General features: G+C 46.5%; 19 protein-coding genes. 8 read left to right on the top strand and 11 right to left on the bottom strand.

All coding sequences use genetic code 11. From position 1 onward, the window contains the following. Nucleotides 1-3 precede the first annotated feature (3 nt). A complete protein-coding gene (locus tag QUB25_RS13085; protein ID WP_333035026.1) occupies nt 4-543 on the bottom strand; it encodes a Dps family protein in 540 nt (179 codons plus the stop codon). Nucleotides 544-1,504: 961 nt separating this feature from the next. On the opposite strand from QUB25_RS13085, the gene hetZ reads away from it, so the two are divergent. The 3 genes from hetZ (at nt 1,505) to QUB25_RS13070 (ending at nt 6,316) form a co-directional block, all read left to right on the top strand. Beyond that, nucleotides 1,505-2,686 (top strand): heterocyst differentiation protein HetZ, encoded by a 1,182-nt coding sequence (gene hetZ / locus QUB25_RS13080; RefSeq protein WP_333035024.1) that lies wholly within the window; start codon nt 1,505-1,507, stop codon nt 2,684-2,686. Then, a complete protein-coding gene (locus tag QUB25_RS13075) occupies nt 2,679-3,749 on the top strand; it encodes a hypothetical protein (RefSeq protein ID WP_333183656.1) in 1,071 nt (356 codons plus the stop codon). The genes hetZ and QUB25_RS13075 overlap by 8 nt, the downstream gene beginning before the upstream one ends. Nucleotides 3,750-3,952: 203 nt before the next feature. Then, entirely contained in the window at nt 3,953-6,316 is a 2,364-nt protein-coding gene (locus QUB25_RS13070; protein WP_333183655.1) for a transglutaminaseTgpA domain-containing protein, read from the top strand. Nucleotides 6,317-6,988: 672 nt separating this feature from the next. On the opposite strand, the gene QUB25_RS13065 is transcribed toward QUB25_RS13070, so the two are convergent. Continuing rightward, a complete protein-coding gene (locus QUB25_RS13065) occupies nt 6,989-8,161 on the bottom strand; it encodes a TRC40/GET3/ArsA family transport-energizing ATPase (RefSeq protein WP_172188640.1) in 1,173 nt (390 codons plus the stop codon). A 300-nt stretch (nt 8,162-8,461) separates the two neighbouring features. Then, complete coding sequence (locus QUB25_RS13060) at nt 8,462-8,854, bottom strand: DUF2358 domain-containing protein (protein ID WP_333183654.1); 393 nt, start codon at nt 8,852-8,854, stop codon at nt 8,462-8,464. A 136-nt stretch (nt 8,855-8,990) separates the two neighbouring features. Here QUB25_RS13060 and QUB25_RS13055 point away from each other — a divergent pair, with 136 nt between their 5' ends. Continuing rightward, nucleotides 8,991-9,605 (top strand): glutathione S-transferase N-terminal domain-containing protein, encoded by a 615-nt coding sequence (locus QUB25_RS13055; protein WP_333035015.1) that lies wholly within the window; start codon nt 8,991-8,993, stop codon nt 9,603-9,605. Between the two features lie 20 nt (nt 9,606-9,625). On the opposite strand, the gene QUB25_RS13050 is transcribed toward QUB25_RS13055, so the two are convergent. The 4 genes from QUB25_RS13050 to ahcY form a co-directional block, all read right to left on the bottom strand. After that, complete coding sequence (locus tag QUB25_RS13050; RefSeq protein ID WP_333063606.1) at nt 9,626-10,963, bottom strand: glycosyltransferase family 4 protein; 1,338 nt, start codon at nt 10,961-10,963, stop codon at nt 9,626-9,628. A gap of 247 nt (nt 10,964-11,210) precedes the next feature. Then, on the bottom strand, nt 11,211-12,635 hold the full coding sequence (locus QUB25_RS13045; RefSeq protein ID WP_333035013.1) for an NADP-dependent isocitrate dehydrogenase: 1,425 nt from the start codon (nt 12,633-12,635) through the stop codon (nt 11,211-11,213). Between the two features lie 444 nt (nt 12,636-13,079). Further along, nucleotides 13,080-13,697, bottom strand: coding sequence for a DedA family protein (locus tag QUB25_RS13040; protein ID WP_333183653.1), 618 nt, complete (start codon nt 13,695-13,697; stop codon nt 13,080-13,082). 192 nt (nt 13,698-13,889) lie between these two features. Next, entirely contained in the window at nt 13,890-15,167 is a 1,278-nt protein-coding gene (gene ahcY / locus QUB25_RS13035; RefSeq protein WP_190734016.1) for an adenosylhomocysteinase, read from the bottom strand. Nucleotides 15,168-15,440: 273 nt separating this feature from the next. On the opposite strand from ahcY, the gene QUB25_RS13030 reads away from it, so the two are divergent. Then, the gene (locus QUB25_RS13030; protein ID WP_333183652.1) at nt 15,441-15,968 is read left to right on the top strand and encodes a mechanosensitive ion channel domain-containing protein; all 528 of its coding nucleotides are present in this window, start codon (nt 15,441-15,443) and stop codon (nt 15,966-15,968) included. 649 nt (nt 15,969-16,617) lie between these two features. On the opposite strand, the gene QUB25_RS13025 is transcribed toward QUB25_RS13030, so the two are convergent. Both QUB25_RS13025 and QUB25_RS13020 read right to left on the bottom strand, forming a co-directional pair. After that, nucleotides 16,618-17,313 (bottom strand): PEP-CTERM sorting domain-containing protein, encoded by a 696-nt coding sequence (locus QUB25_RS13025; RefSeq protein ID WP_333183651.1) that lies wholly within the window; start codon nt 17,311-17,313, stop codon nt 16,618-16,620. 626 nt (nt 17,314-17,939) lie between these two features. Further along, nucleotides 17,940-18,539 (bottom strand): sulfite oxidase-like oxidoreductase, encoded by a 600-nt coding sequence (locus tag QUB25_RS13020; RefSeq protein WP_333183678.1) that lies wholly within the window; start codon nt 18,537-18,539, stop codon nt 17,940-17,942. A gap of 310 nt (nt 18,540-18,849) precedes the next feature. Here QUB25_RS13020 and QUB25_RS13015 point away from each other — a divergent pair, with 310 nt between their 5' ends. After that, nucleotides 18,850-19,083: a hypothetical protein gene (locus tag QUB25_RS13015; protein ID WP_333035001.1), complete on the top strand. Its 234-nt coding sequence runs from the start codon at nt 18,850-18,852 to the stop codon at nt 19,081-19,083. Nucleotides 19,084-19,420: 337 nt separating this feature from the next. Here the strand turns inward: QUB25_RS13015 and QUB25_RS13010 are convergent, their stop codons facing one another. Further along, the gene (locus tag QUB25_RS13010; RefSeq protein WP_333183650.1) at nt 19,421-20,116 is read right to left on the bottom strand and encodes a TrkA family potassium uptake protein; all 696 of its coding nucleotides are present in this window, start codon (nt 20,114-20,116) and stop codon (nt 19,421-19,423) included. 140 nt (nt 20,117-20,256) lie between these two features. Continuing rightward, on the bottom strand, nt 20,257-21,591 hold the full coding sequence (locus QUB25_RS13005; RefSeq protein WP_333183649.1) for a TrkH family potassium uptake protein: 1,335 nt from the start codon (nt 21,589-21,591) through the stop codon (nt 20,257-20,259). Nucleotides 21,592-21,851: 260 nt separating this feature from the next. On the opposite strand from QUB25_RS13005, the gene QUB25_RS13000 reads away from it, so the two are divergent. After that, entirely contained in the window at nt 21,852-22,805 is a 954-nt protein-coding gene (locus QUB25_RS13000; protein ID WP_333183648.1) for a methyltransferase domain-containing protein, read from the top strand. Nucleotides 22,806-22,841: 36 nt separating this feature from the next. After that, entirely contained in the window at nt 22,842-23,900 is a 1,059-nt protein-coding gene (locus tag QUB25_RS12995; RefSeq protein ID WP_333183647.1) for a homogentisate phytyltransferase, read from the top strand. Nucleotides 23,901-23,903: the final 3 nt, after the last annotated feature.

The following is a 23,903-nucleotide window of genomic DNA, read 5'->3' as shown; positions in this document are numbered from 1 at the left end:
TCTCTAAGCGTGAGAAGCTGTAGCCGTTTGAGCTTTTGGTTGCTGGCCGTCTGGCGCCAGGGATTCCCCTTCAATAAATGAGCGCAACATCCAAGCCATTTGCTCGTGCTGTTCCATCAAACCCGTCAAAAAGTCTGCGGTTCCGTCATCCTTAAACTCTTCACCGCACTGTTCGACGTGTTGGCGGAGATTGCGAATAATCAGTTCGTGGTCGTCAACTAAACGCGAGACCATTTCCGTAGCCAAAGGCAAATCGCCGATATGTTCTTTAATCGAGCCATACTTCAGAAAACCCTCAGCAGTACCAATTGGATAGCCACCTAAAGTTCTCACCCGTTCGGCCATAGCATCGATATTTACTGTTAACGCCTGATAGTGTTCTTCCCACAACTGGTGGAGCGATCTAAACTGCGGGCCCACTACATCCCAGTGATACTTTTTGGTTTTGATTAACAGCAGATAAGCATCTGCCAGGTCGTGATTCAATAGTTCGATAACGCCTGCACGCTGCTCGTCCGATAAGCCTATGTTTAACTTACGCATTGAAAATTGTTCCTTCAACTCTAACTTTACATTTATTAGAACAAATTTCGCCTGCCACTTACATCAACCCAGAGGACGATCGAAGACGATCGCACTTTAGTAAAATATCTGCTTTTCAGGTTAAAGTGATTGCAATATTGATACCCTTAGATAGATGCAATGAAACTTATTGTTCCGGAGCACCTTTGATTGGCGAATGATTGGCGAACACAGCAATTGCCCGCAGGTGAACCCCCGCTCAATCCCCCTATAGAAAAAGGCTGCATTCTGATTGCCAGTAAAAATTAAGGAATTTATAAGGAATTTATGCCGAAATTAACCAACCTCCCACACACTTAATTGTGCGGGCTGCTTTCAATGACGGCATAAGAGATTTGCAATTAAATATAACCGCATTTATCCTAGAAAGCTAGGAAACAGATTTTCTGACATGAGCGGTGCTGACCTCTGTGATTGGGATGCTAGAAATGATATTGAGTCAAACCGTTAAATCGACGTTCCAGGATGCTACCAACAAACAGACGCGCGATCGCCGTCTAAACTTTATGGCAAAAGTGGCGGAAGACCCAGATCAAATACAGCCGTGAAACCCTTGGCCCCATCGAGTAGACCGAAAGAGAGAACCTGTTTGCTCGCTTCACCTTCAGGAAGACTTGCGCCGCTGTGACCACCCCAGCACTAAGCCGAACGTATCAACGGCAGTGTAGCGTTTTGGATCCCCATGAAGGCTTTGTCAAACCCGACACTTGAACCATCGTTATGGCCACTGGTTAAACCTGGTTCTTAACGGAGGGCGCCTCCAGGACAGATAAAAAAACCAGTCCTCTGTGTTTGCGCGAAGGAGGAGATAGAGGGCATTGCAGTTTGTCCTATGTGGGGAATACGGGGTAAAGTAGCGGTAGGAAAGATTTATCCATACTTTTACTAACTGTGCTACTTTCATTGTTAGCTGTAAACCATCATGCGGGAAATCTGCCAGAGCGTGGAAACCATATTTCAACTGCTGTTAGACGAACTTAAAAAGTCCACTCGCGCGTCTGAGCAGAACTGCCAAGATGTAGCAGGGCGACTCGCAGCAGAAGTCAACAGGATATGCACTGAAAGCCAGCGGATTCAAGCCTCCGGAGATATAGAAGGTTCAGCCCAGAGCCTCGCTCAGCACCGCTTGCAACAATGCCTCCACTATTACAATTTAGGCTCCGGGCCCGGGCGAGTAGAATTGCACAGTACCCTCAGCGCGATCGTCTATCGCTACATCACCCCTCCGCAGGTGCAGTCTAGCTATCAGGCGCGAGTAGAACTGATCAAAGATTTTTTGCAAGGATTTTATCTCGAAGCTTTAAAGGCATTCCGGCGCGAAACCCAACTGCCACCTACCTACAGTCCCCGCACTCGCTTAGAACTAGCAGAGTACATGGCCTTTGTAGAGCGCTTCGGCAAGCGGCGCATTCCTTTACCTCGGAACCGCAGCCAGCAACTAATTATTTTACGGGCCCAAACGTTTTCCCAGCAGCAGCCCAAAGAAACCTCCGTAGATATGGAACAAGCCGCCGACGGAGGGGCTTCTGATTCCGACCAAACTTGGAATGACACCTCGGTGCACTCAGTGCGGGAAGCGATGGCCGGACAGGGTTCGGCGGCAATTCGTCCGCTAGGCGACGAGTCAGAATCTCTGCGGCAAAACGTGATTGACGAATTAGTGGGTTACTTGAAAGAGCGCAATCAACAAGACTGCGCCGATTACTTCGTGCTGCGCTTGCAAGACTTGCCGACTAATGAAATAGAGTCGCTTCTGGGCATAACTCCCCGCCAAAGAGATTATTTGCAGCAGCGCTTCAAGTACCATTTGCTCAGGTTCGCCATGTCGCACCGCTGGGAACTCGTTCACCAGTGGCTGGAAGCAGACTTAGATCGAAATTTGGGTTTGCTGCCTTCTCAGTGGCAGGCTTTTGGCGAGCAAATTGGTCCAGAGGGACAGCGTTTGCTAAAGTTGAAACAACAGGGTCTGTCAGAGTCAGCGATCGCCCAAACCCTGGGCAGCACGGTAGCCCAGGTACAGAAGCGGTGGTTTAAATTGCTGGAACTTGCGTGGGAATTGCGAAATCGTTCAGATTCCGGAGAAGGGGCATCTAGTGATGAATAACGAAACGAACAGGGATGCAGAGGCTTTCGATCGCCATTTTTTAGACTGGATATTGCAGGCGCCGATCGCGAATACCTCTAACGAAGATGAGGAAAACCTCAATCCATCCCCTCGCTCAGAAGAGTGGGGCGACACAGACGACAATTCCGGGGTGGAATACTGGGAATGGGACGAACCAGACCCGCTGGACTATCAAGTGGGGGCGCACAGCAATGCACCCGCACAACCGCTGACAATTGGAGAAATACCGACCGTGCAAGACCGTTTTCAGACCTTGTTAAAAGAAAGGCTTAGAGCCGAAATTGAATCTAACCCGCCGCTGTTCCCCTGGGAAACAGAATTCAAAAGCTACGACCACGATTATCCAGACGATGTAGCCCCGCAATGGGTTCCCCCCCTACACCTCTGGACTCCCCAACTACAAAATATCAGGTGGGGCCGCCTGCCAATTCCGATCGCCCAAGGGGTTTTTGCTCAACTGCTAGAACCTTGTCAGGAACTGGTAATGTCGTCGCTGCGGCAAGGCTCAAAGTTAGTTCGCGCTGTAGATGGCTTATTTCCGGGCCAGTCTCAGGAACTCAACGAATTAGCTGGTTTAGTGCTCCGAGGTTCTTTGCGGGGACTTCTAGATTTAGAAGATTTCCCGAATTACGAAGCAGCCAGTACCGATCAACAAATGGTGCTGTCGCTGTTGGCGGCTAAGGAAATCATTGAGTCTCTAACTTTGGATTGTCCTGTGAATCAGCCGCCGGTTTCGCGGGAGTGGCTGACTGGTTTGGGTGCGCTGACTCTGGAGGCTCAATACCTCTCGAACCCCAACAGAGAACAGCCAATGCCGTGTTTAAGAGTTGAGTGCCAATTTCCGGGGGCAGGAAGTTTGGAACTCAGGGGAGGAGATGCCCAAGCAACTGCACATCGTCCGAATTCCGGGCATTTAAGTGTGGAGTTGTTTGACCCACAACCTAACAAGACTTATGCCCTAGAAGTTCGATTCCAAAACTTCGAGACCAGACCTTTGATGTTTGCTATTCGTCCAATTTGGACAGGACAAGATAGCAATTAGAAAGGTCTATTTAGAGTAAATAATTTAGGTTTTTACTCTCGGGTTTGACCTCACACAAAAACAGATGCAATCCCTCGACTTCGGTCGTGGAAAGCGAAAAAATTTAGATCTTAGTTCAAGCCCCCAGATTCATCGGTGGAGTAAATCTAAAATCTAAAATCTACAATCTACAATCTACTGCTCGTTGACTTGGATGGGTGCACATGACAACTGATAACCTGCGAAATATACCTGTTTTGGGTAAGCTGTGGGAGCAGATTGAGGCCATGCCTCCGCCGGTGATTGAGGATTCTTTACTGCTGCGAATCCTAGTTCAGTTGTTGGTAATTGTGGGAATTGTGGCTACTGACGTTGCTGCTGAAGAACCCCTGAACCTGTGGGCTGTGCCTGTTAGTATTGTGGGAGCAACTTGGAGTTGGTACCGCCGCCGCGATCGCAATGTAGCTGCTAAGTTCTGCATAGCTATTGGAATGCTGGTGGCGCTGTTCGCTTTTTTTAGCCGCTTGGTGGGAGAATTAAATGATACGCGGTTAGTTTTGGCGCAACTGTTAATCCAACTTCAAGTGCTGCACAGTTTCGATTTGCCTCGCCGCAAGGATTTAGGCTATTCGATGGTAATCGGGCTAATTTTGTTAGGGGTAGCAGCGACTCTCAGCCAAACCTTGACTTTTGCGCCGCTATTGTTGGTGTTTTTGGCTTTAGCGCTTCCGACTTTGGTTTTGGATTATCGATCGCGTTTGGGATTTGTGAAGCCAGAAGCCCTTGGCCAAAAAGCACAAGGTAAAGGGAAAAATGAAAGCCTGTCGCTATTTGCTGCTACTTTATCCCCAAAGTATTTTGGTTGGCTGCTGCTGATAACTGTCGGGTTGGGGCTGACTATTTTTGCGTTTTTGCCGCGCCTCCCTGGCTATCAGTTGCGGACTTTTCCGGTGAGTGCTCCTATTGAATATCAGGGGGAGTTTGACTCGCGCAGCATTCTAAATCCGGGGTATGTCAGAGGGGGAAATCAAAAAGGAACTGGCGGAGGAAGGGGGAGAAACCCAGACTCTGGGCCAGGAGAGGTGGACTCTACTTTTTATTACGGTTTCAACCAGCGCATCAATCAAAATTTGCGCGGGGAAATGAAACCTGAAGTGGTGATGCGGGTGCGATCGCAGGCTGCGGGTTTTTGGCGGGTGTTGGGATTCGACAAATACACCGGTCAGGGTTGGGAAATTTCTCGCAACGAACAAGCTCAAAAGCTGACTCGACCTAGGTGGTCTTATCAATTTTATCTGAATCCTTTTCCCAATGCGCCTCGGACTCAAGAGGTGATTCAAAGTTATACTATTGTTGCTCCATTGCCGAATTTGATTCCGGCTTTAAACAAGCCGAAGGAGCTTTATTTTCCGAGTCCAGAGGCGGCGATTGATGCGGAGGGGGGTTTGCGAGCGCCTGCGGAATTGGGAGAGGGTGTGACTTATACAGTTATTTCTAATGTGCCTTTTCGCGATCGCTCTGTGTTGGGGAAAACTGGTACTAATTACCCGAAAAATATTCGCAACTTCTATTTGGATGTGCCGCCGGAAATTGCCCAGAAGGTGCGAGAAAAAACAGAAGAAATATTGGCGGCCAGAACTAGAGTATCTCAGTCGGACAGACCGATCGATTCTCCTTACGAAAAAGCTTTGTATTTGGCTCAATATTTAAAGCAAAATCCGAATTACAAAATAGAAAAAGCTTTGCCTTACTTAGAAGAAGGTGAAGATTTAGTCGAGGCTTTTCTGTTTGGCTATAAAAACACCCAGGACGGCAAAAAACTTACAGGTGGATATCCCGACCACTTTTCGACGGTACTGACAATTATGCTGAGGTCGATCGGGATTCCGGCGCGACTGGCGGGGGGTTTCGATACGGGGGAATTTAACCCGTTTACTGGTTACTATGTTGTGAAAAATACCGATGCTTTCTTGATGACGGAGGTATATTTTCCCAATAATGGCTGGTTTGGTTTTAATCCTATTCCCGGTTATCCGCTGATTCCGGCTTCGGTAGAAGACAACCAGACTTTTAGTGCGATCGAATCGTTTTGGAAGTGGATCGCGGGTTGGCTACCGACTCCTCTCAGAAGCGGGCTGGATTCAGTTATAGGTTTTGTAATTGGCTGGATAACTTTGATTGTGGGCTGGTTTCTGGGACAGTTTGCTAAGGGTTGGGTGGGGTTATTTACTGGCTTGATTGCTGCGATCGCCTTTGGCTTTATTGGCTGGTTAATTTGGCAAGTGTGGCGCAAGTGGCGCCACCGCCGCTGGCTGGCGAAGTTGCCGCCGGTGGAGGGGGTTTATCAGGAAATGCTGAAGGATTTGGCGAGTAGGGGATTTGCCAAGCAGAAAGCTCAAACGCCTTTGGAGTATGCTGAGGCTATGCGCGGCAATCATGCAACTGATGAAGCTGAGGTGATTGATGAAGTTTCACAAGCTTACGTGCGGTGGAAGTATGGCGGGGAAGCGGGTAATTTGAACCAGTTGCGGCGGTTGGTGGAAAATTTGAGGCGATCGCACTTGAAGAAACTCAAAAAGTTAAGATAGAAATCGGCGATGGAAAGAGACTGTTGGCGAATTAAAAAAGGGTGAAGCCAAACATCCCATAATCAGGGAAAAAAAACTCTGATGAGCCAGAGGGAAAAAGAGCAAAAAAACTAGAGACACGGGTCAAGCCAATCGGAATGTTACGCCAAAACGCCCACATTCTTGAAATATTCATAGCGGCAGCAGTCACAATATGTTGTAGACGAGTTTTGGCAAGACCCATGTAATATCAAATCCGGCTGCGCCGGAATGATATCAAATCCTTGCTTCATTCGTCGGGCGTAAAGTCGAATCCCGAGGCCAACAAATAATTCGCGCAATTTTCATTTTTTTGACTCACAGTCAACAGTCAACAGTCAACAATTACGGACGGTGCAACCGGAATCGATATAATACCCATCTCTTGTGAAATTTATCCGGCTTTAAAAACTTTAGAAATTCTTAAAGTTTTGATTTAATCTGCTTAAATGGGGTTAAAGTTAAAAATTTTAAGAAATTTTTTTTAGTTATTTAGTAATGCACAAATCCACCTTTTTGTCAAATTAATTTAGATGCGTTTACCCTGTACCTGCACGCAGGCAAAAAATCCGGTTTCTGCGTGAATATCTCAAGGGATTATCCACGATTTTTCCTAGAAACCGGGTTGTTTAGGTTGATTGTGCGTAAGTCTGGTTAAGCAAACTTAATTTTCAAATAATCATCCTCCATCTTCGCCCCTGAAGGTTGCAGCGCCGCTAAAGCTTGCGGTAACACCAAATTACGGCGGTGATTCCCAATCCGAACATTCAACTCATCTCCCGTTTTGCTCAACTGGATCTGATCCTTAGCAATTCCGGGCAAATACAGCTCAAGACTATATTGATTGTTTTCCTGCACAATCTTAATCGTATTTTCTTTGTAATAAACTTGACTGGGATCTTCGTCTTTGTAAAGGGTTTCTTTCAACCGTTCCAAAGCTGCCAAACCGCACATTTCTTCAGAATAAAGTGGCACTTCCTTAACTGGCAGGGGCATGAAATCTGAGTGAATTTCCTGACGGTACTGCTCCTGGCTTTCTTTCCACCGTTTAAAAAATGGGTCAGTTACTTCGGCTGGAATAATCCGGTTAGCCACTACTAAATCTGTGGCTACATTGTACAAACTCAAATAGGCATGAGCGCGCAGAGACTCTTTAATTACCATTTTTTCGGGATTGGTAACTAACCTTACCGAAGTCACAGTATTGTCAGTTAAAACTTTTTCCAAAGCTTCGATTTGTTCGTAAAATTCGTAAGGTGCATCCATCACCTCTTTGTCAGGTAAAGAAAAACCCGCAATTGGTCTAAAAATAGGTTCAACTAAAGGTCTAAGGGCGGCTGATATGCCTTGCAGCGGCTTGTAAAATTTTCTCATGTACCAGCCGCCAACTTCCGGCAAACTTAGCAGTCTCAATGCTGTGCCAGTCGGAGCAGAATCGATAATTAAAACATCAAATTCGCCTTCGTCGTAATGCCGCTTCATCCGCACTAAACCGAAGATTTCATCCATTCCGGGCAAGATGGCTAATTCTTCAGCTTGCACCCCTTCGAGTCCCTGCGCTCGCAAGACTTGAGTAATGTAGCGCTTAACTGCTCCCCAATTGCCTTCTAATTCCCTGAGAGCGTCTAATTCTGCTCCCCACAAATTCGGTTTCACCAGCCGCGAATCGTGTCCCAGTTCCATGTCAAAGCTGTCGGCTAAGGAGTGAGCGGGATCTGTACTCAGCACTAGGGTTTTGTATCCCAATTCGGCACATCGCAGCCCCGTCGCAGCGGCTACGGAGGTTTTGCCGACGCCGCCTTTTCCAGTCATTAATATTAAGCGCATTGATTGTTTAGCTCGCCTGAAAGTAATTTACTCCTATATTGTAACGTTATGTAACAAAAATTAATTTTGTGGGGGAATTAATTTGGGCGATCGCCCACCGCTGAACCCAGCACCTTTCCCGTGATCCAGGAAATTGGTGCAATGTCAAGATCAGTTAAAATTACTTATCTCAGATATCAATTGCAACAAATAAAAATCCATCAGCGTTCATCTGTGTTTATCTGCTAACATCTGCGGTTAAAAAAAGGATATCGCTCTTAAAACAATATTTTTTATTGCTAAAAAACCTAAGAAAAATTCTCAAACATTACTTTTCCGAGGAAATACAAGCTGTTTGAGAACATCCAACCGCGAACAGTCCCAGTAATCGATGTGAGAAACAATTAAACCGTCGCTGTTGACTTTCAGTTCGCTCCTACCGGCGATCGCCATTTTCGGTTTCCAAGGTAGCGGTGCTATCCAGCTCAGAGTCCAGCGAGTGTCTATAGTATCTCCCGACTGAGAAATCCCGTACAAATCGAGATTTACATCCTGAAAAAAAGTCCCTATAAACCCGATCATTTTGCGGTAGCGCTCAACTCCTGTAAATCGGTTCACCGGATCTTCAAAATAAACATCTTTTGCATAGATGCTGTAAGTCTGATTCTCGGGAAATCTTTGATAATCGTCTTTGAGAATTTCAATAATGTCCATTTCGAGCGATCGTTATTCTTCTATTATTAGAATATAATTTTAACACAATAGATATACTATCAGAATTTTCATCCAAATTGTGATAGTATATCATGTTATTTCCTGCCTTGCAAACTTTCAACTTAACATCACAACTATGATTGACCTCTACACTTTTACCACCCCGAACGGTCGCAAAGTCTCGATCATGCTCGAAGAAATAGGTTTACCCTACAACGTGCACGTCATCGACATCACAAAAAACGACCAGTTTAGCCCAGAGTTCATCGCCATCAACCCCAACAGCAAAATTCCGGCGATAGTCGATCGAGATAACGGCATCACCGTCTTCGAGTCCGGCGCTATTCTGCTCTATCTTGCCGAAAAAAGCGGCAGATTTCTGCCCACCGACAAACAAAAATACTTTCAAGTAATGCAGTGGCTGATGTTTCAAATGGCCAGCGTCGGCCCGATGTTTGGTCAGCTAAACCACTTCAAACGCTTTGCACCCGAACAAATTCCCTATGCGATTGGGCGTTACGAAAAAGAAACCTTGCGCCTCTACGGAGTATTAGACACTCAACTAGCAAAATACGAATACATTTGCGGCGACTATTCGATCGCCGACATTGCTACCTATCCGTGGGTTGCTATTTACGAATTTCAAGGATTAACCCTCGACAACCACCCCCACCTCAAACGTTGGGTAGAAACAGTGCAGAAGCGTCCCGCCGTTGAGCGTGGCATGGCAGTTGGCGTAAGTCCTAACTGAGAATTAAACTTGACGAGCGGTCACAAGGTATTTGACTGTTGCTCAAAATCCGGTTTGACACTGCCATGACTTGCTAACCATTGATAAACTTGCAGCATCTGCTGAGCTTTAACATCCCAGGAATAGTGATTCATGGCATAATTGTGGGCTGCAATGCCCATGCGTGCAACACGAGCGCGATCGGCGACAAGCTGTTCGAGTTCTGCGGTAAAATTTTTTACCAGTGTGTCAAAATTACCCATAGGAACTTTAATCCCCCGATCGGGCTCTACCAGCGCACCTGGTCCGCCGTAGTCAACTACAACACAAGCCATACCGCAGGCCATTGCCTCAACTACAACGCCAGCCCCCAGTTCGCGAATCGAGGGAAAAGCAAAAATCTCAGCTTGGCGCATCAATTCTCCCACTTCAGGTTGGGTTTTTTGACCTAAAAGTTTAACGCAGTTGCCTAAATTTTGTTCTGCGATTAATTGTTCTAGTCTAGGACGTTCGGGTCCGTCGCCAACGATCGCTAATTTATGCTGCTGCAAAATCGAACTGTTAGCAAAAGCGCGAATAACAACTTCTGGCAATTTATAGGGAACTAGCCTCCCGGCAAATAGTACAGTCACTTGTTCGCTGCTAGAGCGTTCGGGCAGCTTAAACAATTCGGGATCGATGCCAACTTCGGCATAATTAATTGTCTTCGATCTCGCTGAGGCTGGCAAATCTACGATCGTGTGATCGAATGCCGCCAGAATTCCTGCTGAACGTTCATAAGTAGAGCGGTAAAAAGGCATTAACCTGTAAGCATTTCGCACATAGCTCAACCACTCCCGTTCCCGCTTCAACTCTGTTGTGAAAGCTTTCGGCCAAGGCAGCCCGCCGTTGAGAGGCCCTAGTAAAAAAGGAATAGGACTCCAAGCTGCCATAGGACTTGGCTGCGTGGGCGACATCGGGGTAATCCGGTGAACGACATCGAAATCCCCGCGTTGCAACTCTTGCTTGTAGCGCTGCCATACTTCCCACTCAAAGGCGAGATAGCTGAAATAACCCAGCGCTGTCCTAATAGTCCAGGATTTTTCTGAGCCACCGGTTAGTAAATTAGCTAGATTTTGAATGGGAGCAGCAACATTTTCTGTATCTATATAAACTACTTTAGCGTTACCCATCCCGACTTTATCAATATTTGGTTTATTCCTAATTTGGGTAACAACCGTAGCATTAACATAATTGCTTATCGCCCGCGCAAATTTATATCCAACTACCGGTAAAGAAGGCCACTCAGGATTGCAAACATCCGCCAGAATCAAAACCCGCATCGTATCAGTTTTCTCTTTATTTTCCATAAAAACTCCAGTATCTGTACAAGTTGTCATAATTCGGGATATAGGTTTAGGAGAAATTCCCTGGGGTTGCCTCCTTACTTCCCTACCCTAACTAATTGTTCGCGAATGAGTGATAATTGCTCTGGGACTCAAGAACTTTATAACACCGCTCTCCCTATCTTGGCAAGTGTACCAATACATAGAAGATCGCGGTGTTGTTTTAAAGCTACTGCTGATTCAGGAGGGGAATGATTTTCTGACCTGCTTCCAGCACTCAATTGTTGGCGCACCGAGGAACTCAATCCGCGAAATGCTTAATAATCGCCTCCGCAAACTCCGAACACTTCAACTCAGGCACCGGCGGCTCCATCAACCTCGCCAAATCGTAAGTAACTTCACCGTTAGAAATTGCCGCTCCCAAACCCTTCTTAATCAAGTCTGCTGCTTCCTGCCATCCCATGTATTCTAACATCATCACCCCGGACAAAATCAGGGAACCGGGATTGACTTTATCCAAACCAGCGTGTTTCGGTGCAGTGCCGTGAGTAGCCTCAAAAACTGCACATTCATCACCAATATTCGCACCAGGGCCCATACCCAATCCACCCACAATGGCAGCGGCCGCATCGGATAAATAATCCCCGTTCAGATTCATTGTCGCCAAAATCGAATACTCGGCCGGTCGTGTTTGAATTTGTTGGAAAATACTGTCAGCAATTCGGTCGTTGACCATAATTTTTTCTTTCCACTGACCACTGCCGTGACTGTCCCAAATTGCAAACAGAACGTCGGCTACTTCTTGACGAATTTTGGCTTGTTTTTCAGGGGTCAAAGCATCGTATCCGGGGTCTATTTGGCGAGCATTATCTTCTAAGCTAATGTCGGGATTTTTTTCTTTGTTGCCCAGAATCCAAGACTCTCTTTCAGTTACGCACTGTTCGCGAAATTCGGTGGTTGCTAATTCATAACCCCAATCTCGGAAAGCTCCTTCAGTATATTTCATGATGTTGCCTTTGTGCACCAAAGTTACTTGCTGCTTATCTTTTGGCAACCGTAAAGCGTGAGTAATGGCGCGCCGCACTAAACGCTGAGAACCTGTTTTGCTAATGGGTTTAATTCCGATTCCTGAATCGAGGCGAATTTGTTTTTTGCCATGTTCTGGTGTTGCGGGAATTAACTCATTATTGAGGAATTCAATCAATTTTTTGCCGATTTCGCTGCCTTTAGCCCATTCAATTCCGAGGTAAATATCTTCTGTATTTTCCCGGTAAATAATTACATCTAGGAGTTCAGGAGTTTTGTGTAGCGATGGTGTTCCAGCATAATATTTGCAGGGTCGCACGCAGGCGTAAAGGTCGAAGATTTGCCGTAAAGCTACGTTTAGCGATCGAATGCCACCCCCGATTGGGGTTGTCAGTGGCCCTTTGATGGCGACTCCGTATTCTTTGATGGCGTTTAAGGAATCCTGGGGCAGATATTGGTAAGTACCGTAGACATCGCAGGCTTCGTCGCCTACATAGATTTTAAACCAGTTGATTTTTCGATCGCCACCGTAAGCCTTTTCTACCGCAGCATCCATCACTTTCTGGGATGCAGGCCACAAGTCAACGCCGGTACCGTCGCCGCGAATGAAGGGAATAATCGGGTCATTGGGGACGATCGGCGAACCGTCTTTGAAAGTAATTTTAGAACCTGTTGTTGGGGCTACAATCTTTTCGTACATATCTTAACAGCGCGGATAGGAATGTTCCCTATTTTGCCACGATTGTCTGCCTAAACCTCAACCAATCCTAAATATTTGTATAAATTTAAGTGGGATTTTTGGGCGCTCGGCAGCCCGTCACTGTGACTTTTGGGCGATTACCCGTTTAAAAGCTAATTTAAAAAAGTAGCAAAGATAGCAGAAGTTTCTATCAAATCTCCCTCTCTATCTTTCAGCGCTACGGTTGGGAAGATGCTGGAAACAGGTCAGTGGATTTGAGATTTGAGATTTGAGATTTTTAGATTTACTCCCCCGATGAATCTGGGAGGTTGAACCTTATTCTAAAATTTTGGGCGGATCACGACTCCTGTCAGAAAGTTGTATGGGTTTTTGGGCGGGTCAAAATGGTGATTGTAGCCGCTGATGAACGCAAATAAACGCAGATTATTTTCACAAATTTTGCATTTATTTGCGAGATTTTTCCTTCTGCATATTCTTTTTGACAACCCACAATATAAACCAAATGACAATAATCACCACAACTATTTTGGAAACAGGGCCCAGATAATCATCTACAAGTGTATAATTTTCCCCTAGTTTATATCCTGCAAAAGTCAGGAAACTTACCCACAAAAGAGTGCCACCTGTTGAGTAGAGTAAAAAAGGAATTAAAGGCATATTATTGATGCCAGCGGGCAGGGAAATCAGGGTGCGAACTCCCGGTACGAGGCGACACAAAAACACGGCTTTGTTGCCGTGTCTGTTAAACCATCTATTTGCTTTGTCAATATCGGCGCCCGATACTGTGATCCACTTGCCGTATTTGTCGGCTAAATTCCTCAAGCGTTCTTCGCTCAATAGTTTACCCGCATAGTACCAGGGAAGCGCGCCCAGAATTGTACCAATTACTCCTGCTGCGATCGCCGGTGCTAACTGCATATCATCACCCTTTGATGCCGTGAATCCTGCCAGCGGCATAATCAATTCTGAGGGTATGGGCGGAAAAAGATTTTCTAAAAACATCAACAGCCCTATTCCCAGATAGCCCATCGACTGCATTGTGTTAGTTATCCATTCAACCATTTTGATTCACTAGGTAATATGTAGTTTGTAATCTTCTTGTTGCTTTTGTTGCTTGTATTTTTGCTCGTTTTTGCTCATTAAAGGCAGAGCCTATTAACGCATATAAGCGAGGCTCTGCCTCGACTCCGAATACGGGAGGCAGAGCCTTGCTGCATTCATTCCCAGGAAGAGCCTGGGAACGATAAACGATGATTAAGTCCCCGAAGTCCAAGAGTTTGTGTACTCAATTTGTTCGGCAGTCAAGGTATCAATGTGAATACCCATTGCTTCCAATTTGAGACGGGCAATTTCTTTGTCAACTTCCACGGGAATTGAGTGAATACCAGGCTCTAGTTTGCCTTTGTTCGTAACTAGATATTCGCAGGCTAAAGCTTGGTTAGCAAAGCTCATATCCATCACGGCGCTGGGGTGTCCTTCGGCGGCTGCCAAGTTGATCAAACGACCTTCGCCCAACACAATAATCGATTTGCCATTATTGAGGTGATATTCTTGAGTGAAAGACCGGACTGTTTTCACGTCGGTGCTTTTTGCGCCGAGGGATTTGAGGTCAATTTCAATGTCGAAGTGACCGGAATTGCAAACAATTGCGCCGTCTTTCATTGTCTCGAAATGTTCGGCACGAATGACGTGTTTGTTGCCGGTAACGGTAATGAATATATCTCCGACTGTTGCTGCTTCGTCCATCGGCATGACGCGGAAACCGTCCATCACTGCTTCGATCGCCCGAATCGGATCGATTTCGGTGACAATTACGTTAGCACCCATACCGCGGGCGCGCAGTGCCGTGCCTTTGCCGCACCAACCGTAACCTGCAACCACAATATTTTTACCTGCTAACAAAATATTCGTAGCGCGGATAATGCCGTCTAGGGTAGATTGACCGGTGCCGTAGCGGTTGTCAAAGAAGTGCTTGGTGTCGGCGTCGTTGACGTTCATTGCCGGGAAAGTCAGCACGCCGTCTTTCAACATGGCCCGCAGGCGCACGATGCCTGTGGTAGTTTCTTCGGTAGTTCCAATTAAGTCGGAAATTTGGTCCGGGCGGTGCTGGATCAGTGCGGCTACCACGTCGCTGCCGTCGTCGATGATAATATTGGGGCGGTGGTCTAGGGCTGTGTAGACGTGACGTTCGTAGGTAGCCGCGTCTTCTCCTTTGAGGGCGAATACGGAAATGCCGTAGTCTTCAACTAAGCAAGCCGCTACGTCATCTTGAGTGCTCAAGGGGTTGCTGGCGATCAGTACGGCGTCGCCACCGCCGAGTTTGATGGCGATCGCCAAATGAGCGGTTTCTGTGGTTACGTGGCAGCAAGCAGCCAAGCGAATGCCAGCGAAAGGCTTTTCTTTAGCGAAGCGTTCTTGAATTTGCCGCAAAACGGGCATTTCCCGGCCGGCCCACTCGATGCGTTGCTTTCCCAAGGGGGCGAGGGACAAGTCTTTGACTTCGTGTTTAATCTTGACGGATGTAGCAACCATGTATGTTATTTCTCAGAAATCATCAAACTTTGTTAGTTTTAGCAGATTAAGTCATCGGCGGGCAAGTGCTGTGATTTTACTCGATCGGGGTCGGCGCTGCTAATCTTAAATTTTGATTGTGTTTTAATGATTAGCGAAGGAGTCGATGGAGTCACCCGCACAGTGAGAGTCCAATATTCCTGTCCGGCGATGGATCTCAATCTTTTGTGTCAGCGTGGCATTCTTTAATTATTTGACACTCTCACTTGGGCTGCTGGCAGTTTGATCGCCTGCGTGATTGCGTTCCCAGCTTGGCGACCTGCAGATATCATCAGTTGGTTAGGACTTGGTTCAGTAGGGATTAGTTTCCTATTCCAAGACATCTTCAAATACTTTTTAGCGGAAATATTCTTGCTGTTGCACGAACCGTTTCAATTGGGCGATCGGATAATTGTAGAAGGCTTTGAAGGTAATCTTGAAAAGATTTTGCTGCGTTCAACTCAACTTATTAGTGATTTGGGAGAGCAAGTTATCGTGCCGAAGGCGAGCGTATTTACCAATTCAGTGCGGATACTAACAACAATTCCACACAGGCGAACCAACCTGCGTTTAATTTTAGCCTACGATACCGACCTTCCTGAGCAATTGAAACCTTGGTTAAACCTATTTCCGTCGAAGGCGTTTTGTCCCAAACAACTTGAGAAGTTGATAGTTCAGGCATTAACTAAGCTTCCTTCGATCTTATTCTCCGCTATTGGACGCTGCATGAACAAGCACAGGTGCGACGGACAAAAGACCTGGTTGTGGTGGCGATTAAAGTAGCGTGCGTCCGGGCTGACCAAATTCGGGGCGTTGCACAATTTGAGGATGATTCTTGTGGGGAGTAGGGGTTAGGCGTCCCACCTGCTGTGAAAATACGCACCTTCGGGCTCATGGGCCCATCCCACAAAACAATCAAAATCATCTCGCTATTATGCAAAGCCAAATTCTTCAACTGGGCTCGGTGACTTTGGACAATCGAACACTTTACCGTAAGTGAGTTTTGAATTTTGAATTGGGAGAGGGAGACAGTGGGAGAGGGCGAGAGTGGGATAGTCGGAGAGTCGGAAAAATCCTGTTTTTCCGGTCGGCCTTCTTCACTCTTAACTTTTGCCCTCCACACCCATGCGTTAAATCCGTTCAATCTCGTACGCTGCTGCGTGGCCGAACTTCCCTCTGATATCAAATCCGCGCTTCATCGTCGCGCGTAAAATCGAGTCAACATCCAACACTCAACCATCATTCAGTTTGGCGACCCCGAGTCAACAGTCGACAGTCAACAATCATGAAGAGTGCAACCAGAATTGATATGACTTCTCCCTTCTGACTTTTAAAATCAAGCAAAAGGCGAGCCCATTTCTGATTAGCGCGCCTCCTAATTGAATTTTATTTTGTCAAACGTAATTGAGGAAATTGTCGCCGTTGAAAAATATCATGAAGTAGTCTTGCTAGCGCGGCGACGGCGGGCTGCAACCAAGCCACCCAAACCGAGAGCCAAACCAGTCATTGTCATCGGTTCGGGAACTGCTTCTGCGCTCACTGTGAAATCTTGGAAGTCTGAGTCGTTCCCGCCACCGCGATCGTCGAAGCCAATTAGCGTGCCTCCGTTAAACAGAGAATCGAATCCGTTTGTGTATTCTCCGGCTGCTTTGAAGGCGTTCGTGGTTTCTTTGTCGAGCGCGTTCCACAGTTGCGATTGCGCGCCAAACACGGCTTGCTGGCTGCCCTTGCTGTTGAAAGCTGAGGTCGAGTAGACACTGCCGTTGGTGCCGCTGTTGAGTCCCAAAGTATAAATTTGATTAGCCAGGAATGTGAATACTGTCGATCCAGAACCCAAGACTGTATTGCCGAGAGTTCCTTTCCATTCGTTCTCCCAGTCGTCGTCTGAGGATTTAGTTTCCGAAAACAGGGTGCTAACTAGAGTGCGCGCCGAGTCCTTCACGCTGTAGATTCCCAAAGAGGAAGTATACCCACCGTGAGATTCTTTGAAGTTAAACTTCACGCTTGTATCTTGGCTGAATGTGATGCCGTTGGTACCAAAGGAGAAGGCTTGAGCTGGAGCTCCGGCGCCAAACAGAGCTGTGGCGGCGGCGGTAGCTGTTAGGGCGGATAAGAGTTTGGTATTCATTACCTGTTCCTTTTGTGCGGTGGTCTTAATATTTTCATTATGCGATACTTTGTTTGTATTTGGGGGACTTTAGGTAAAGTTTGACATATTCTTTATCAAGCCTTTACATATCCTTCATAAATGGTGTCGATCGCATCTGCATACGGGCGATCGCTCCCTCATAATACCCACTAAATAATTATAAATATTGTGGCTTGAAACCTTGCTGTCGCGGGCATGGGAGCGCGGGGCACCCAAAGTGCTTGGGATGGGGCTTATGCTAATTTTTTATTATATTCTCAAGTCTCAATCCTCAATAGCAAACACTTAAGTATAAATACGGTAATATTCGTGGGTACTGACAGTTCCAGAAGTTTTCTATTAGCCAGAAACTGGCAATATTTGTTTTTTGGGGCTTGTGTAGGGCAGTTAAAGTAGTTTATCTATCGGGTAAATTACCTACAAAATGCGATCGTTGGGTCTACGTATTTTGGTTGAATTAAATAGATACCGTGGCGTGAGATATCCCAAAGATGCGATCGAGGAGATGCAATTTCTGCAGAGTTAAGCGGTAAAAGACCGGATTGGCCCTCAACAAAGATTGTATAGAGAAGGTCTGGCCCCGTCCTTGCTCCTGATCGCCCGCCTCAAAACAGACCGCTGTAGCGTTCCTCTGCCCAAGGTTCGCCCCGCTGGTGGTAGCCGTTACGTTCCCAAAAACCCAGTTCTTGGGTTTCTGTAAACTCCAGGCCGTTAATCCATTTAGCGCTTTTCCAAGCGTACAAGTGGGGAACTACGAGCCGCATTGGGCCACCGTGGTCGGCCGATAGAGGTTCGCCGAAGACGGTGTGGGCGAAAAAGTTTTCTTCTCGGAGGAAGTCGGCGATCGCAATGTTGGTAGTGTAGCCGCCGTAGCAGTGTTCCAGGACGTGCAGAGCTTTCGGATCGAATTCTATGTAGTTCATAAAATCTGTGACTTTGACTCCCGTCCACTGCACGTCGAGTTTTGACCACCGGGTGACGCAGTGAAAATCCGCAGTAAAGTTACTTTGGGGCATGGCCTGGAAGTCCGACCAAGTGAAGGTTTTTGGTTTTGCCAATCCCCAGACTTTAAATTCCCAACTCTCAATACTGACGGAGGGTGTATCGCCGTAGGTTAGCACGGGAAAGCCGTTGGCGAGGTATTGACCCGGGGGGACGCGATCGCTGTTTTCTGATTCTGGCTTGCGAAAAAATTTGCCCAGCATTGATTCACGCTCTACAGTAACTGACTGCACTCCTGAGTATAACTTGCAGAGATGGGCGCATCGCAATTCATCTCAAGGTAGAAAGCAAAAGCACTTCTGCCGAAATAAAAATCCCACAATCCTGCCTGATGCCAACCTACTTATGCCTTCTGAGAGAGGCTAAGCTAAAAATTACAAAATATATCACCCCAGAGTATGAATTACCTAACCTTAAATTTTATCGCAATTGATGGTGCATTTCTGAATCTTTGATGTATTGTAACAATATGCTCAGATGCCATATGTAAAAAACATTGATGGGGTAAAAATCATGATCACAAGTTGCTTGATTCCTTTGACGGTCTGCTTGGTTGCTTGGTGGGTGACTGCCGGGACTGACAACAGAACGCTAGACGGAATTCCCGCTCCCATAGCTGCAATTATTGGAGTGTGTTCGTTAATTTGGTTTGTGGCGGCGTGTCCTTGGTTTGTTGAACTCGCTCTAGTCTTGGCGGTGGTGGTTTTTGGCAAAGCTTATTTGCAAAAAATCTTGAAAGTGGGCTGAATTTTCAAGGCTAGCGCTCCTATGATTTGCGGGAGCGCGATCAAGTGCTGCTACGTTGTTAACAATTTTCGTGATTTGTCTGGCTAGGTTCTCCGAGGGGGTCGCAAAGGCGGAACCAACCCCAGAACTGGTGAAATTAAATTTAGATATTTCGGTTAAAAATTAGAATATCAAGATCGACAGAGAAACCCGGTTTATCTTAGATAAACCGGGTTTGTAAGAGTCTGAAATTTTCAAACATCTCGCAAGAATTGCTCAGGGCTTAGACACTCGGAATACAATAAATCGGGTTTCTGAGTCCAGGAATTTTGCTATATGTGCGTAAAATGGCGAGCTGTTAAATTGGCAGGCGACTGATATCTTTATTAGAACCAATTACTACCATCGCGTCGCCCTTTCTCAAGCGTTCGGTTGGCTCCGGATTAATCTCGAACTTGTCTGCGCGCCCGACTGCTAGCAAGTTCAAACCATACTTGCGCCGGAGCTCTAATTCGGAGACGGTTTTACCGTCAAACTTGTCAGGAACGAGCAACTCAACGATACTGTGATCTGGGTCGAGGTCAAAGCGTTCTAAAATGCTGGGTTTTGTAAGAAGGCGGGCCACAGAGCAGCCCATTTCTCGTTCTGGAAAAACAACATGATCTGCCCCGACTTTTTTCAACAGTTTTAAGTGAGTTTCCGAAGAAGCTTTGGCTATTACGTGACTTACCCCGCCTTCCTTAAGATTTAGGGTGGTGGTAATGCTTTCTGCTAGGTAATTGCCGATCGCAACAATCACTGTGTCAAATTCAAATATACCCGCTTCCGCAAGAGCGCTAGGCTCAGTAGAATCTAACTGCACAACGTGAGCAGCAATACGATCGGTCAAAGCTTGAGTTACTTTTTTTTCATCGGTGTCAACTCCCAGGACTTCGTAACCCAAACCGTGCAGAGTAGAACACACAGCTTTGCCGAAGCGTCCCAAACCAATAACTGCAAACTGCTTGTTGTCTGCCCGCAAAGTGCGAAAAAAATTCAAAGATGACAGGTTCACTCAATATCCAGCGCTGAGCGTCTTGCTGTTTAAATTTTAGCAGACACAGCGCCGCCTCCTTTTGGTTTTTAGGTAAGTAGTAAAAGTTGATTTGGGTTGTCACCCATTGTCTAGATTATCAGCAAGTAGGCAGGATTTTTTTATCCGACTAACAAACTTTCCTCAGCATACTTAAAAGACCTGGGTTTTGGGTCGCCGAATGCAGCACTCACCAGCAGCAGCACCCCAACCCGACCTATGTACATTGTAGCAATCAAAATCAACTTACCGATCGCTGAAAGCGTGGGTGTAATCCCAGTGGAAAGACCGACCGTGGCAAAAGCTGAAACGGCTTCATACAGCGCTGCGATAAATTCTACTTGGGGATTGGTCAGCTCGATTAAAATTGCAGATGTGAACGCGACCAACAGGGAACCGAAGACTACGCTAATGGTTTTCAGAATCATCGGTGGCGGGATTTGACGCTGATAGCACTCCACATCTTCCTGGCCTTCGATAACTGCTGTGGTACAGCAAAACAATAGCCTAAAAGTTGTGGTTTTGATTCCGCCGCCGGTGCTGCCAGGACTGGCGCCGATAAACATCAGCGCGATGGTCAGAAATAGCGAGGCTTCGGTCATTTGGCCAATGCTAATTGTATTGAACCCCGCCGTGCGGGGAGTAACAGATTGAAACCAAGCTGCCATCAGCTTTTGAGGAAAAGTTAGAGAGCCGAAAGTGTTTGGGTTGTCGTATTCGAGCACCAAAAAGGCTAGCGTTCCTAAAATTAAAAGGACAGCCGTTGTAGTAGTAACAACTTTGAAGTTCAGGGAAAAAACTGTGCAGATAGGGCTTTTGTTGAAGCGATCGCGCAGCCACAGGTACATTTCCATAATTACTTGATAGCCAATTCCTCCAAATATGATTAAACCACTGACTGTGAAGTTAACCATAGGCGAAGTGATGTAGCCAATCAAATTATCTGAATAGATGCTAAAACCGGCGTTGTTAAAGGAATTAACGCTGTGAAATATAGCCGACCACACACCCTCTTTAAATCCGTATTGGGGGACGAAAACCGTCATCAGCAAAAACACTCCTGTTAATTCAAACAAAAGCGTTGTTGCTAGAATTGACTGCACGAGTTGTACTACGCCGGCTAGCCCGGATTTGTCGAGAGATTGTTGCAGGGCAACTTTGTCTTTCAAGCCAAAGCGGCGGCCTAATAACAGCAGTAAGAAAGTCGTGGCTGTCATGTAGCCCAAGCCTCCTATTTGCACCAGTAAAACTAGGCACAGTTGCCCCCAAAAAGAGTAATATTTTCCGACATCCACAACCGACAAGCCCGTGACGCAGACAGAGGAAGTAGAGGTAAACAGTGCTGTTATTGGATCGCTCCAAGTTCCATCAATTGTGGAAAAGGGCATCATCAGTAATAGAGCACCTGTGAGGATGACAGCGAGAAAGCCCAAAGCAATGGTTCGCGAGACAGTCATTCGATTTTAGATTTTAGATTTTAGATTTTAGATTGGAGAGGGAACCCACAAATCGAGTTGAGATTTGAGGTTTGAGAGGGAACCCACAAATCGAGTTGAGATTTGAGGTTTGAGAGGGAACCCACAAATAGATAGTCGGGCTTGAAATAAGGACATCTCCGTCTGGCTAAGGCCGGAGACCGATCGAACTCAATCGCCAAATTCTATGACAACAGCGGGAAAATAACGGTAGAATTCCTTTAATAACTTGCGATTCGGCGATGACATCAACACTTTACCAGCAAATTCAGCAACTTTACGACGCTTCTAGCGGTTTGTGGGAGCAGGTGTGGGGCGAACATATGCACCACGGTTACTACGGCCCGGATGGCAATTTGAAAAAAGAGCGCCGACAGGCTCAGATAGATTTGATAGAAGAACTGCTGGCTTGGGCTGGAGTACCGTCAGACAAGACGCTGTGTGAATCTTACCGCATTCTCGATGTCGGTTGCGGGATCGGCGGCAGCACGCTGTATTTGACCGAAAAGTTTAGTTCTCTCCCTCAAAATAATTTAAAGTTGGATGGCGAGGCGGATCAAAATTATAGCCGATCGCCCGCACCAAATAAAACGGGCGCTAGGGTTACAGCGACCGGGATTACTCTGAGTCCGGTACAGGCCAACAGAGCGACCGAACGCGCTAAAATTGCTGGCCTAGAAAGCAATGTGAATTTTTTGGTGGCCGATGCTTTGAATATGCCTTTCCCGGACGAGTCCTTCGACTTGGTTTGGTCCCTCGAAAGTGGCGAACATATGCCCGACAAAATTAAGTTTTTGCAGGAATGCTGCCGCGTTCTCAAGCCGGGAGGAACTTTGATTTTGGCAACTTGGTGTCACCGCCCGCTGGGAGAAACGGCGGGAGAATTAACTGATGAAGAGAGAAAGCAATTGGCAGAAATTTACCGAGTTTATGCTTTGCCTTATGTGATTTCTTTGCCGGAATACGAGGAAATTGTCCGCAGTTTACCTTTGACAAGTATTCGCACCGCTGATTGGTCAAAAGCTGTTGCTCCTTTTTGGGATGTGGTGATCGATTCTGCTTTGACTCCGAGTGCTATTTGGGGTTTGCTCACGAGCGGTTGGACGACTATTCAAGCAGCACTTGCTCTCGGATTGATGAGCCGTGGATATCAGAGCGGGTTGATTCGTTTTGGGATGATTTGTGCTGTAAAATAGCAGACATATATCACAGAAGTTTTGAGTGTTGAGTTGATGAGTAAGGTGTGCATTGCACACCCTAGAGAATATTATTTGTGTGGTGCGGGTGTGAGATTTATGGGCAATGATTCGATTGGGAAGTCTTGGATTGATAAAAATGGCTCGGCTCCGCAAAGCTGGCTGAGGGCATTTTGGGAGTTTTCTCGGCCTCACACAATTGTGGGTACTAGCTTGAGTGTATTGGCTTTGTACGCGATCGCCCAAAGCGCGCGGCTGTTTGTGAATCCTGTATTTGGGCCCCTAGCTTTTGCCTGGGTGGCTTGCATTTGCGGCAATATTTATATTGTGGGATTGAACCAGTTAGAAGATGTTGAAATTGATAAAATAAATAAGCCGTATTTGCCGATCGCCTCTGGAGTGTTTTCTCGGAAAACCGGGGAATTAATTGTAATTGTAACGGGAATTATAGCAATTTTGACTGCTGTTTTACAAGGCCCGTTTTTGCTGGCTACCGTTGGCGTTAGTTTGGCGATTGGGACTGCTTATTCTCTGCCCCCAATTCGCCTGAAGCGGTTTCCTTTCTGGGCGGCGCTGTGCATTTTTACGGTGCGGGGCGCGATCGTAAATTTAGGGTTATTTTTGCACTTTAATTGGGTGTTGGGTTTGGGAAGGGCGAAAAGCGCTTTTTCTGGCTGGAGTTTGGAGAGTGTGTCTTTTGACATTCCTGCGGAAGTTTGGGTGCTAACGGTTTTTGTTGTGGTGTTTACGTTTGCGATCGCCATTTTTAAAGATATCCCCGACATGGAAGGGGACAAGCAATATAATATTACTACGTTTACCATTGAGTTGGGCAAGCCGGCCGTCTTTAATTTATCTCGCTGGGTGTTGACGGTTTGTTATTTGGGCGCGACTTTGGCGGGTGCGATCGTATTGTCTAATGCTAATTTAGTGTTTCTGGCAGTTTCTCATTTGGCGGCTTTGGGTTTGATGTGGTTTTGGAGCGCGAAAGTTAATTTGGACGATAAAATAGAAGTTGCTGCATTTTATCAATTTATCTGGAAGTTGTTTTTCTTAGAATATCTAATTTTTCCTGCAGCTTGTTTGTTGGGGTAGAAG

The organism is Microcoleus sp. B3-D7 (genome assembly GCF_036705305.1).
GTDB lineage: Bacteria > Cyanobacteriota > Cyanobacteriia > Cyanobacteriales > Microcoleaceae > Microcoleus.
This window is presented reverse-complemented; position numbering and strand designations above follow the sequence as displayed.